Consider the following 11,552-nt stretch of genomic DNA (forward strand, 5'->3'; position numbering starts at 1 on the left):
ATGAGTGATAATAGCAAAAAATCGCCTGGAAGACCCAGAAGTCTCCAATCTCATCAAGCTATGCTGCAAGCGACTTTGGAACTACTTGCCGAAGTAGGGTTTGATGGTGTGAGTATTGATGGAGTTGCCGCACGCGCGGGTGTGGGTAAGACGACTATCTATCGTCGCTATACATCTAAAGAGGAATTAGTCGCTGATGCGATTGAAAGTGTTAGGCAAGATGTGGTGATTCCTGATACAGGTAGCATGTGGAGTGATATTGATGCACTAATTGAGAGTGCAGCGGAAATTACTTTTACTCCCTTGGGAAGAAAAACTGTAGCGATGATTATTAGCAGTGCATCGAGTAACTCTCAGTTCGCGCGTATTTATTGGGAAAAGTATTTACAACCTCGACGAGATGCTTTTGCTGTGGTTATGGAAAGGGCAAAAGCGAGGAAAGAAGTTTGTGTAGATTTGGAGCCAGGTATTGTGTTTGATATGATGAGCGGCATCATGCTTTATGGGTTAATTTTTCCACCCACTACAGAATCATGGCAATTATATGTCCGTCGCGCTTTAGGGTATTTGCTTAAAGGTGAAAATGAAAGATAAACGAAAAGGAAGGGGTAATTATAGATTTACCAAACCCTAATTTTGAACAAATGACTCGAAAACAGCTAAGAGAGTAGATTTTAGTCAATAGGGAAGATGACGAGTTTTTAGAATATATTAAACAAAAATCTCTTGAAGGGTAGTGGTCTGTGTCAATAGTTTTGGTGTGTTGTAGCATAGGCGTCCCGCCTGTGCGTCCGGTTAGGCACCTGCCGTTACGGTATGGTAGGGTGTGTGGCGCCACGCAAAAATTCCACTTTTCACGAAAAATCTTGTAGCGCCACGCACCGGCATCGTCGATGGTGCGTGAAAGCACTTTAAGAAAGTGTTTCATTGATATAGCGGTTTCCATTCAAATAAAGCACAGGCGGGACGGGCAGGGATGCCCGTTCCACAAGAGTTGTGCTAACTCAATTTGTACCTCACTTGTTTGAAAAATGCTATATACTGCAAAAGCTTTCACGCACCCTACCTATATTTGTAACCAGTAGCTTATCCGTTACATCCGTTGCATCCGTTGCAAAATTGACGTGACTGCACAGGCGAGACGCCTATGCTACAAGAATATTAACTTTTATTTTGTTCTGATTGGGATGGCACTGGTTGACCAAATTCGATTACTTTTGTTTGGGTTGATTCGCTGGTATTGTTGGGTTGGGTTTCTTTTGGAGGTTGGCTATTAGTATTTTCGGGGTTTTCGGTTGGGGTTTCAGTTTGAGTTGTTGCTTCGGGTTGAACTTGGGGTTGGGATGCTGCTGCGGGTGTGGTTGGTTTGTCACCTTGTGCTGTTTGAATGATTAATTCTTCTATTTTTTCAGCCTGTTGTATATTACCTTGTTGGCGATATTGTTGCTGCGCGCGTTTGAATGCTCTGTTTGCTTTTTTATATTCACCAGTATTCATCCAAGCTACCCCAATACTATAATAAGCATCTGGATTTACGGCTGTACGGCGAATTGATTCAGTGTAAGTTGCTATCGCTTCGGTTGTTAAACCACTTTTTGCCATCAAACTACCTAAACGATTTTGAGCAGCAGCATTATCTGGATTAATATTTAATGCTTGGCGATAAGAATTCATTGCTTCTTGAACTTGTCCTGTTTGTTCTAAAGCAATAGCTAAGTTGTAGAAAGCGTTCGCATTGCTGCTGTCGATATTAATACCTTGTTGGTAAGCTGTAATTGATTCGTTAATTTGTCCTAACTCGTACAGCGCCAACCCCATATTATAATGTGCTGCTGCCATTGTTGGGTTTATAACTAATGCTTGACGATAGGCAGTAATTGCAGCTTCACGTTGCCCTTGCTTGTGCAGTCCCAAGCCTAAGTTAAAATAACCTTCAGCAAAGTTGGGGTCAATACGTACTGCTTCCGAATATTCCTGCACCGCTGAATCAAGGCGGTTTTGTTTTAACATGATATTACCAAGGTAAGTACGCGCGGCTGCCAAATTTGGGTCACGCTGTAATGCTTGCCGCAGTAGCATTTCTCCACCTTGATCATCTCCACGGCTGTAACGGATTACTCCTTGTTGGTATAAACCTGCTGCTTCTAAATCTTGAGTAACGACATTTTGTGCCAGTAATTTACTATAAGGATTTAAAAAACTCGGCGCCGCAAGCGTTAGCAAAACAGAGGCTGTAAAAAGGGTAATTTGGGAATAAAAGCGTAAATACTTATGAAAATGATAATTATGAGACATATCAGGCAGACCTGCACTTATATTTAAAGGCTCTAAGTATAGGTTTCCCAGTATTTTCTATGAAATATCATTCTGGCAGAATTAACATCGCATCACCAAACGAGTAAAAACGGTAACGCGCGTTTATCGCTTCTCTATATATGTTGAGTAAATTTTCTCGACCGATAAGCGCACTGACTAGCATCAACAAACTAGAGCGGGGCAAATGAAAGTTAGTTATTAACCCTTCGATGACTCGCCATTTAAAACCAGGATAGATAAATAAATTTGTCTTGCCGCAAAATTCAGTTATTTCACCCGTACCTGCTGCGGCGCCTTCTAACGCTCTAACTACCGTTGTTCCAACTGCTATAATTCTCCCACCTTTCTCTTGTGTCGCTTTGATTTGTTCAACTGTTTTTTGTGGCACTTCTATCCATTCCGAATGCATTGTGTGTGTAGTAACATCTTCTACTTCCACCGGACGAAACGTTCCCACACCTACATGCAGCGTTATAAACGCGCGGTTAATGCCCTTTTTCTCTAATGTATCAAGTAATTCTGGAGTGAAATGTAACCCAGCAGTAGGCGCCGCGACTGCTCCAGGTGTGTGAGCATACACCGTTTGATATTGCGCGTCGGATGCTTGGCTTTTTGTAATGTACGGTGGCAAAGGCACTTCGCCAAATGTTTCCAACAACTGTACTAAAGATTTCCCTGGAGGCACATCAAATTTTAAGAACCGTCCACCTGTTGCTTTATCCGAGTCAATAACTGTCGCTGTTAATTTGCTCTCACTCCTCGGCGCCTCAAAAAACAACTGCGACCCAATCTTGAAACGTTTTCCAGGTTTCACCAATGCTAACCAACAATTTTGACTACGCTCGGACAATAGTAAAACTTCAACAGAGGCGCCCGTAGATTTACGCCCGTGTAAACGCGCCGGAATAACTTTAGTATCGTTCATTATCAATAAATCGCCTGGTCGTAATATATCCGGCAATTCACTGAAAATATGGTGTAAAATAAGACTTTTATCGCCTTGACTAGTCGAATTTACTACTAGCAATTTTGAACTGTCACGAGGAACCGCAGGATTTTGAGCGATTAATTCTTCTGGTAAGTCGTAATCATAACCAGCAGTTGAACGGTCTAAATCAAAATATTTCTCTCCTAGGGTAGAAGTTGAATTCAAATTAAAGGCTTCTAATTCTTGCTGCATCTAGATTCTAATAATGGATACAAGGTAATTTTAGCTTTTCTTTATAATGAAACGGTTAGCGATTAGGGGTCAATCTAAGCTTTTAAGTTTATGATGAATGCTATTAAGTGACACGTAAATATAAATATGAATATTGGGTAAACCTCCCCACCAAAAAACGGGGGCTTTTACCCTACCGGATGATGGGGTTATTGTTCCAATAATAGATATGTAGGATTGGCTTTCATCCCAAGAGCGAAATGGAATATTTGTATTATCTGGCAAATGCCAGTCTAACCCTTAGAGTAGTTCAATTCTTACATTCCCAACAGCAGTTACCCGTTTCTTTTGTAACTGTGATTCATCAAATTGATGGTTGGGTAGTACGAGTTAAACTTACTAGTCCAGTATCGTCAGACTTAGACGGTGATTTTCGTGCATTCTTAAACGAGTTAGGAATCAGTTACGAACCACCAATGCGCGTCCAAATGGCACTGTGGAGTTTGGAAGCTGGGCAGTGTCCTGTTGATGTTATGCGTCGCTACCAAGTTGCAATTGTCTCGCATGGAAATCCTGAAAGAGAGGAGATTGAGGCATTCCGCCAACAGTTTGTGCGAGGTTTAGGCTATTGTCCAGAAACTTTGGCGTAGTGCTGAGTGCTGAGTGCTGAGTGCTGAGTGCGAGCGTCAGTAAATATTTAGGTTGTCAATTTGGTGTTCTTGATCAAAGGTTATCTTCTAGAGAATCAAAAGCACCAATAATATATTCTTGTAAGGTTAAATGATAGTCTGGAGTTTCTTGAAGAGCTAGGCTATATAGATTTTTAGCTTTGCTAATGCCACTTGAAGTTCGTTTTGACTTTTGTTTCAACGTTTGTTTTGACTTAGGTGAGCAAAATATAATTGCTACATCGAAGCGACATGTATATTCTGCTTTCTCAGGGTGTTCAGCTAAAAACATTTGTGCCCCACGCCAGATTTTCTTCTGTTTGCGTGACTCGACTGCATATCTTCCCCCAGAGTCCCAGTTTCCCGCGCTGCGCGTTTTAACTTCTATAAACGCCAAAGTTATTTCTTTAGTAGTATTGCTGGAAACTGAAAAAGATGGCAGTTCAGCAATAATATCTACTTCCCCTATACGACTACGGCGCCATCGCTGGTGTAAAACCTTCCAACCACTTTCAGTCAACCATTGCGCTACAAAGTCTTCACCTAATGTACCGATATCGGGATAATGGTATGCAGCAGCCATAAATGTAGATTAGTACCCTAGAACTGTATGAGTCAGCGTATTGTAACGTGTATTTTAAGTTTATTCTTTTACGGAATAATAAGCATTACCCTTAACTTAGTCTTGGTGCCTGCTAGTTTTGCACTCGACTACAACAAGGAAATTCTGATTGATGCCGATTTTTCGGGACGTGATTTGAGCGACTCTAGCTTTACAAAAGCAAACTTAAAGCAAAGTAATTTTAGTAAATCCAACCTACGTGGTGTCAGCTTTTTTGCATCTAATCTTGAATCAGTAGATTTTACTAGTGCGGATTTAACGAATGCTACCCTAGATTCCGCACGTTTAGTTAAGGCTAACTTGACTAATGCCGTTTTAGAAGGAGCTTTCGCCGCTAGCGCCAAATTTGATGGCGCCATTATCGATGGAGCAGATTTTACAGACGTTCTTCTACGCGACGATGAACAAAATAAATTATGTAAAGTCGCAAAAGGGACAAATCCTAAAACCGGACGCGACACGCGCGAGACTCTAATGTGTTTTTGAGTGCTGAGTGCTAAGTATTGAGTGCTGAGTTTGTATTCCGCGTCTCTACTCAGCACTCAGCACTTTACACTTTACACTTAATTAAAGATGTTAATGATAATTAAAAAATTGTGAAAGCAATAACTCTTCTTGGTTCCACTGGTTCAATTGGAACTCAAACTTTAGATATAGTGGCACAGTCTCCCGACAAATTCCGTGTTGTGGGTTTGGCGGCTGGTAATAATGTCGAAATGCTAATCAAACAGATTCGTCAATTTCGACCGAGTATAGCAGCAATTTGCGCTCCTGAAAAATTACCGATACTTCAAGACGCACTTAAAGACCTTGATTACAAGCCAATTTTACTTGCTGGTGAGGCTGGAATTATCGAGGTGGCTGCTTATGGTGATTCCGAAAGCGTTGTTACTGGTATCGTTGGATGTGCTGGACTACTTCCAACTATCGCAGCAATTAAAGCGGGAAAAAATATTGCTCTTGCTAATAAAGAAACTTTAATCGCGGGTGGTCCTGTTGTTCTGCCTCTAATTCAAAAGCATGGTGTCAAATTATTACCTGCTGACTCAGAACATTCCGCAATCTTTCAATGCTTACAAGGTGTGCCAGAAGGTGGACTACGCAAGATTATTCTTACCGCTTCGGGAGGCGCCTTCCGCGATTGGGCTGTATCCGATTTAGCAAATGTGAAAGTTGCAGATGCTTTAAAACACCCTAATTGGTCAATGGGACGCAAAATTACTGTTGACTCAGCAACTTTAATGAATAAAGGTTTGGAAGTAATCGAAGCGCACTTCCTGTTTGGAATAGACTACGACAATATCGAAATTGTCATTCATCCCCAAAGTATTATTCACTCATTAATTGAACTTCAAGATACATCGGTACTGGCGCAACTTGGTTGGGCTGATATGCGCTTACCGTTGCTGTACGCAATGTCATACCCAGAACGAATTTATACTGACTGGGAAAGACTTGATTTGGTCAAAGCTGGAAGTTTAACTTTCCGTGAACCCGACCATGAAAAATATCCCTGTATGAATTTAGCGTATGCAGCAGGTCGAGCAGGCGGTTCGATGCCAGCAGTTTTAAATGCTGCAAACGAGCAAGCTGTAGCTTTATTTTTAGATGAGAAGATCAAGTTTTTGGATATCCCACGCTGTATTGAAATGACATGCGCTCGTCATACATCTGATAACTGTTCAAACCCTTCTTTAGAAGATATAGTAGCTGCCGACAAATGGGCACGACAACAAGTTTTAGCTGTTACTGAGCAATTAGAGTCTCGACCGCAATTCCTGACTTTACATTAATCACCCTCCTAAGATTCCCGACTTCTTGAACAAGTCGGGAATCTTTAAATTAAGCTTAAGTTTAGTCACAATCAAGTAGTACTATGGGTGTTTTAATTCAAAATAAATACGTTACCCAGTAACGATTCACTATCTTTAGATACTGACATAGTTTTATACTTATATGTTCATAGCTTTGGTTATAGCGTGGTTGATCTTCACATTCCTTCTGAGAGTGATTAAGACGACTGTCGTCAACGCAGCATTATTAGCTGCAATTATTTTCTTTTTGCAGGTAGGTTACGGAATTACCCTAGTAGACGTGATTAATTACTTTACTCAAACCGCGCGCACGGGTGGTAGGTAAAATTTATATCCCTCCCTATTCAAGGGAGGAGTGTAACAAAAATTAATTCATCGGATTAGAAATTTTCAGGAGCGCATCTTTAACATTTGCTGGCAGTTGACGCATTATCTTGCCGCGTTCTCGGTCTAATGCCACTAACGTTGTTGTTGCTGTAATATATAACTCTTTCCCATCCGTCGATTCTAAAGCATAATCAAAATTTATACGAACTCCGCTTAACTCACCCATACGGGTTTTTAAAACTGCTGTTTTTCCTAGTTGTAATTGTCTATGGTAGCGTACCGATAATTCTACTACTACTAAATCGCAACCTAACGCAACCAAATCAGCATAGTCGATCCCAGATGTACGCAAATACTCTACGCGCGCTTCTTCCATCCAAGTTATGTAAGTGCCGTGCCAGACAATTCCAGCATAATCTGTATGGTGTGGGTATACACGTACTGGATACTCAAACCAATTCTCATAAGTGCTAGAGGATGGGTTAATAATTGTACTAGTGGGTAATGAGTATTGATTTACTGTTTCTTCAGACATATAAATATTCCCGTGTTATGCCTATTTGTTCTCCGCCCTGTGAAATAGCATAACAACACGTCCCACCTTTTGTAAGCAGTTATAGCACTGCGAGTCTTATTACACACGCGCACAAATTACTCGAAATGTCACCCCGCTCATGAGCTTGACCGCATCGTTACTCATGATTACCATCACTGTTAACTCGCGAAGTGCTATATACGCTTTTTCTCCAACTCACTATAATGCGCTCGCCTCCGTTGTTATACAAACGCTCTACCGCATTATAAACACTGTACTTTGATTAATTCATCGCTTTGACGCTCACTCGTTTCAAGGACAATAGCTAAAGGCTAATAGCGTTCTTAGCACTTTTTGGTATCGTTAACTAAAAAATTAGCGATTAGCAATTAGCACCTCCCTTTGGGAGCCATTTCTTCATTACCTTGTTAAAGCACACGAAAGTTAATTTCCTTAGTGACGCTTGGCAAGGGTTTTGCTTGTGGCGCCTTTGTCTTGCATTGAGTATTTAACAATGTTAGCTAACTCTTGCAGCTGGTTAACCGCCTCTGCTCCTTCCAACTTCATCAACTCGCGGTCATCACGCATTTCAGTCCAGGTAATCCCATAATCGGATACCAAAAACCGAATTAAGTGATTATCTCCTAGACTAACCATAAATGAAGCACTGTTCATTTGGTCGCCACAAGTGTAGCACGATGCTGGATACCCACGACGTTCAAGAACTATGGCTAACGCTTGTAAATTCATTACCAAGTCTTGAACAAATTGCCTATGTTGTTGCGCTAATCTTAGAAACACTTTTTTTCCTCCTTACACCACGGTGGTTGGATGTACTTTTATATTTTCTTTAGATTTTCTCATTAACTGGTATTGTAAACTATACAGTACAAATTTCCAGGCATCTACAAAGTCCCGGTGCTAGCCCCTCCCGCTTAAGTTAGTGCATAGGGATTTTTGCTGCCGTATCAAAATATTCACTTTCGAGACCAGACATATCGGACAGGATTGTCAGATTTAACTTTCTCTTCATGTAATCTTTCCTTTGTAGACATTATGAGAGTATGAATCCGCTTTAAGACTAACTCAGTTTGAGTACATGTCAAGCACGGAAAAGCTACAAATAGCACAAAAATTCATGAATTGCCGTAACTTGTGTTACTTTTTTTCAATCACATGAGTGTATTTTGCTTCCCATCTGATTGCTGTAATAGAGTGTTGCGCGCACCACTATCACTCAGAGCGCGGAAATCAAATACCTAATACTGCTTGATTCTAATGTATCAAATTAAACAGTATGTACAGTTATCCTCGTTGTATTCGTACAAGCCTACAAGCTTGGGAAAGCATGTCTCAACAAAACATACAAGCTAGGATAAGTTACAGCATAGTACTTAATTAAACAGTATTTACGCAGTATATATTAGTACTAACATTCAATGAACGTAGATGACCCTAATCTTGTTTATGAAATTTTAGACAATTGTGAATTTGTATAGATGCAGCTTATAGTAAGCCTTAAATTCACAATCCCGAAGTAAATCTCAAACTGCTTGACTGATAAAAACGAAGATAACTGAACCGATGTAGAGAATGTTGCCATTTCGGCAGGTCGTTTATTAAGCTTTGGTAAAAAGTATCGATAGTTACTTATCCAAGCTCTTTAGTTACGAGCGTTACCAAAATGATAAATTAATGTTCTATTGCCTGCATACAGCGGTTTAGTGAACAAACTTGGTTTTCCCTCATGCTAATAGTATTCAATTGCCACAGTATTTTATATTACTCTTTCCTCTGAGATTATACTAATTAATTGAAGTTATCAAATATTAATAAAAATACAAATGGTGAAGGGAAAATTAATAATTATTTTCCCTCACGGGGCTTGTCTCTATCCGACAATTTGCCACCAACCGAAAGCAGGGCCGATAAAACGGACGGTTAGCCAAATAGCTACCATACCACCAATCCCAAACCAGGCGCCCTTAGTAGTGATGGTGACAAATTTTTCAGCTTGGCCTTTAGTAACAGGTAGCCACGGTAGAATTCGTTGTTCTTGACCGTATTTTTCTCCTAGCGTAGTTTTGCGACGTTTTGCTTCACCCATAATCGAATCAAAATTTGGTATTTCAAAGTTTTAATAACCTACACAGGGCTATGATAGCGTGATTGGTTGAGCATTAGTCCGTCACAAATGTTAATCATTATTCGTAGGTGCAAACAAATTGGTGTCAAGGTAGTTAATACGAGAAAAGGGACTCAGGGAATTAAGAATTTGGGCGCCATAGCTACGGTTGACGACACGACTATCGAGTAAAGCGACCACTCCTTGGTTTTCGCGAACTGGTGCAACAGCACGCTGTAATTCATTTAAAGCTGTTGGCAAAAGGTACAATCGAAACCAATCTTGATGCAAACGCTTGTAATGTAAGACTCTCAGCGACACTAAGGGATTTTCCAGCGACGGCAACGGTAATGTGGCAATAATCATTAGCTGGGGTGAAGGCAAGACGCTTTGTGAAGAGCGCCAAAATTCCCAACCAGTTACTAAAATTCCGTTTTCATCCAAACAAGTTTTCTCAACTTGTACCCGTGAACCAAATTCTGATGCCAATATTGTGCCAACGATTGCTTTTAACGGCACATCCCCAACTAAAATAACCGTTAATCCCGGCGCCGTAGCACTTAAGCAGACTAATGTACGGACTTTATGAATCAAAGCTGATTGATATTCGGGGGTATTCGGCAAAGGTATGTTGTAAGGCACGTAAAGCTGTATGGCATCGCTTTGATCCCCAGAAAATTTTAAACAAGTGACTTCCCCTAAACCCATACGCTCTCGAAACAATGGCGCCTCGGTTTCTATCTCAACAGCACTACCAACTAGTACAATTGGTTGACGTTGCCAAATAGGCGCCAGTATTTTTGATAGTTCTACAGGACAGGTATGTAGTGAAAACGTGCCGTGTGTACGATTAATAGTAGTCCAGAGCAGGGGAGAGGTATGTGGTTGATGAGCGTTTTGAAACTCGGAATAAAACTTTTTCCATGTTTCAGGGAGAGTCGGGATATCTAAAACCGAATACAAACGCTGTAAAATTTCTATTTCAAGAGAGGAAACTGCATAGCATTCGTAGGGATTAGCGGGATGCTTGAAAATACTGTGTGCTAATTCAACCTTGGCTGTACGAATAGCTGACTCGCGCTTCGGGTATGCAAATGTAAGCTCGTCCCAAGAAGCTGGGGAAAGGGTGACAGTGAGACTAGCGCGCACCCAATCTTCTAAATCATCAACACCATCAATGATAGTCGGAATGTCATCATCAAAGGCGCCAGTATTGTTAAGTTGTGCGCTTAACCAAATATCAGGGGTCGTTAAAAGTATTCCTTGAAACTCATTACCAACCCAAGCGTCACCTGTTCTAATTGGTTTATCGACTTGTAACCATTGCTGTAAACGAGGAATTTCAACTTTGAGTAAACGTTGCTGCACTGCTTCCGGAGCCACAATTACTACTCCAGAATGCCACATGAGGGCAGATGCTACAAAACTAGTACGATACCTTCCTTGGTAGCCACAAACTGCGCCAACTTGAATTAGCGCACTTCTTCCCAAACGTAAAGCGCGCGCAACCAACCGTGCCATTGTCAGGTGATGGTGCCACGCAGGGAAACCCGCCTGCGACCGCAGGAAGTTGTGTAATGACAAATGAACTTCTGCCTCAATCACACGCTTTAAGTCCCATACGAAAATGATTTGTACGTTTAGTCGCGTTCTGGCTTTGTTGGAGCGAACGCGCCCAAAGCTTAAATTGCTGGGCAATTGTTATATTAGCCACAGCGCGTCAATTTAACGATTAACGATTAACGATTAACTATTAGCTATTAACCAATTGCATTATGGCAACTTATCCAGGAATTTCAAGCGAAGCATTCCGACACCCTTTAGACAGGCAAGCCGAACAAACGCTCCGCAGTTTACCAGGGTTCGATTTTCTTGCACGTAAATTTATAGAATTTTTTGCCGAACGCCCGCAGTTAATTTATTTAATGGGTAACACCATCCAAGTTGGGCCTCGTCAATATTCCACTATTTACCATATGTTTCGCG

Annotated in this window: 12 protein-coding genes and 1 pseudogene; 6 read left to right on the forward strand and 7 right to left on the reverse strand. The window is 41.1% G+C overall.

Annotated features, from left to right (window positions below):
• Positions 1-594: a TetR/AcrR family transcriptional regulator gene (locus AC2JBO_RS02940; RefSeq protein ID WP_496952120.1), complete on the forward strand. Its 594-nt coding sequence runs from the start codon at positions 1-3 to the stop codon at positions 592-594.
• A 567-nt stretch (positions 595-1,161) separates the two neighbouring features.
• On the opposite strand, the gene AC2JBO_RS02945 is transcribed toward AC2JBO_RS02940, so the two are convergent.
• Both AC2JBO_RS02945 and queA read right to left on the reverse strand, forming a co-directional pair.
• On the reverse strand, positions 1,162-2,295 hold the full coding sequence (locus tag AC2JBO_RS02945) for a tetratricopeptide repeat protein (RefSeq protein WP_496952121.1): 1,134 nt from the start codon (positions 2,293-2,295) through the stop codon (positions 1,162-1,164).
• 67 nt (positions 2,296-2,362) lie between these two features.
• Complete coding sequence (gene queA, locus AC2JBO_RS02950) at positions 2,363-3,496, reverse strand: tRNA preQ1(34) S-adenosylmethionine ribosyltransferase-isomerase QueA (protein ID WP_496952122.1); 1,134 nt, start codon at positions 3,494-3,496, stop codon at positions 2,363-2,365.
• 239 nt (positions 3,497-3,735) lie between these two features.
• On the opposite strand from queA, the gene AC2JBO_RS02955 reads away from it, so the two are divergent.
• The gene (locus AC2JBO_RS02955; protein ID WP_496952123.1) at positions 3,736-4,125 is read left to right on the forward strand and encodes a hypothetical protein; all 390 of its coding nucleotides are present in this window, start codon (positions 3,736-3,738) and stop codon (positions 4,123-4,125) included.
• Between the two features lie 73 nt (positions 4,126-4,198).
• On the opposite strand, the gene AC2JBO_RS02960 is transcribed toward AC2JBO_RS02955, so the two are convergent.
• The gene (locus tag AC2JBO_RS02960; RefSeq protein ID WP_496952124.1) at positions 4,199-4,726 is read right to left on the reverse strand and encodes a YraN family protein; all 528 of its coding nucleotides are present in this window, start codon (positions 4,724-4,726) and stop codon (positions 4,199-4,201) included.
• A 27-nt stretch (positions 4,727-4,753) separates the two neighbouring features.
• Here AC2JBO_RS02960 and AC2JBO_RS02965 point away from each other — a divergent pair, with 27 nt between their 5' ends.
• From AC2JBO_RS02965 to AC2JBO_RS02975, 3 genes are all read left to right on the forward strand, one after another.
• Positions 4,754-5,251, forward strand: coding sequence for a pentapeptide repeat-containing protein (locus AC2JBO_RS02965; RefSeq protein ID WP_496952125.1), 498 nt, complete (start codon positions 4,754-4,756; stop codon positions 5,249-5,251).
• 110 nt (positions 5,252-5,361) lie between these two features.
• Entirely contained in the window at positions 5,362-6,558 is a 1,197-nt protein-coding gene (dxr, locus tag AC2JBO_RS02970) for a 1-deoxy-D-xylulose-5-phosphate reductoisomerase (RefSeq protein WP_496952126.1), read from the forward strand.
• 214 nt (positions 6,559-6,772) lie between these two features.
• A complete protein-coding gene (locus tag AC2JBO_RS02975) occupies positions 6,773-6,904 on the forward strand; it encodes a hypothetical protein (RefSeq protein WP_496952127.1) in 132 nt (43 codons plus the stop codon).
• A gap of 42 nt (positions 6,905-6,946) precedes the next feature.
• Here the strand turns inward: AC2JBO_RS02975 and AC2JBO_RS02980 are convergent, their stop codons facing one another.
• The 4 genes from AC2JBO_RS02980 to AC2JBO_RS02995 all read right to left on the reverse strand — a co-directional run bounded on the left by AC2JBO_RS02980 (position 6,947) and on the right by AC2JBO_RS02995 (position 11,171).
• A complete protein-coding gene (locus AC2JBO_RS02980; RefSeq protein ID WP_496952128.1) occupies positions 6,947-7,441 on the reverse strand; it encodes an acyl-CoA thioesterase in 495 nt (164 codons plus the stop codon).
• Between the two features lie 453 nt (positions 7,442-7,894).
• Complete coding sequence (locus AC2JBO_RS02985) at positions 7,895-8,242, reverse strand: DUF1815 family protein (protein WP_496952129.1); 348 nt, start codon at positions 8,240-8,242, stop codon at positions 7,895-7,897.
• A 1,090-nt stretch (positions 8,243-9,332) separates the two neighbouring features.
• Entirely contained in the window at positions 9,333-9,548 is a 216-nt protein-coding gene (locus AC2JBO_RS02990) for a DUF2839 domain-containing protein (protein ID WP_496952130.1), read from the reverse strand.
• Between the two features lie 90 nt (positions 9,549-9,638).
• The gene (locus AC2JBO_RS02995; protein ID WP_496952136.1) at positions 9,639-11,171 is read right to left on the reverse strand and encodes a helicase C-terminal domain-containing protein; all 1,533 of its coding nucleotides are present in this window, start codon (positions 11,169-11,171) and stop codon (positions 9,639-9,641) included.
• 170 nt (positions 11,172-11,341) lie between these two features.
• On the opposite strand from AC2JBO_RS02995, the pseudogene AC2JBO_RS03000 reads away from it, so the two are divergent.
• Positions 11,342-11,552, forward strand: a pseudogene (locus tag AC2JBO_RS03000) (peptidase M48); the annotation flags it as partial.

The organism is Calothrix sp. CBUCES-K 9914 (genome assembly GCF_059640475.1).

Coding starts and splice junctions, on each gene's coding strand:
- AC2JBO_RS02990 (WP_496952130.1), bottom strand. CDS start 9,548: ATGGGTGAAGCAAAACGTCGCAAAACTACGCTAGGAGAAAAATACGGT.
- AC2JBO_RS02940 (WP_496952120.1), top strand. CDS start 1: ATGAGTGATAATAGCAAAAAATCGCCTGGAAGACCCAGAAGTCTCCAA.
- AC2JBO_RS02955 (WP_496952123.1), top strand. CDS start 3,736: ATGGAATATTTGTATTATCTGGCAAATGCCAGTCTAACCCTTAGAGTA.
- AC2JBO_RS02965 (WP_496952125.1), top strand. CDS start 4,754: ATGAGTCAGCGTATTGTAACGTGTATTTTAAGTTTATTCTTTTACGGA.
- AC2JBO_RS02980 (WP_496952128.1), bottom strand. CDS start 7,441: ATGTCTGAAGAAACAGTAAATCAATACTCATTACCCACTAGTACAATT.
- AC2JBO_RS02945 (WP_496952121.1), bottom strand. CDS start 2,295: ATGTCTCATAATTATCATTTTCATAAGTATTTACGCTTTTATTCCCAA.
- AC2JBO_RS02960 (WP_496952124.1), bottom strand. CDS start 4,726: ATGGCTGCTGCATACCATTATCCCGATATCGGTACATTAGGTGAAGAC.
- queA (WP_496952122.1), bottom strand. CDS start 3,496: ATGCAGCAAGAATTAGAAGCCTTTAATTTGAATTCAACTTCTACCCTA.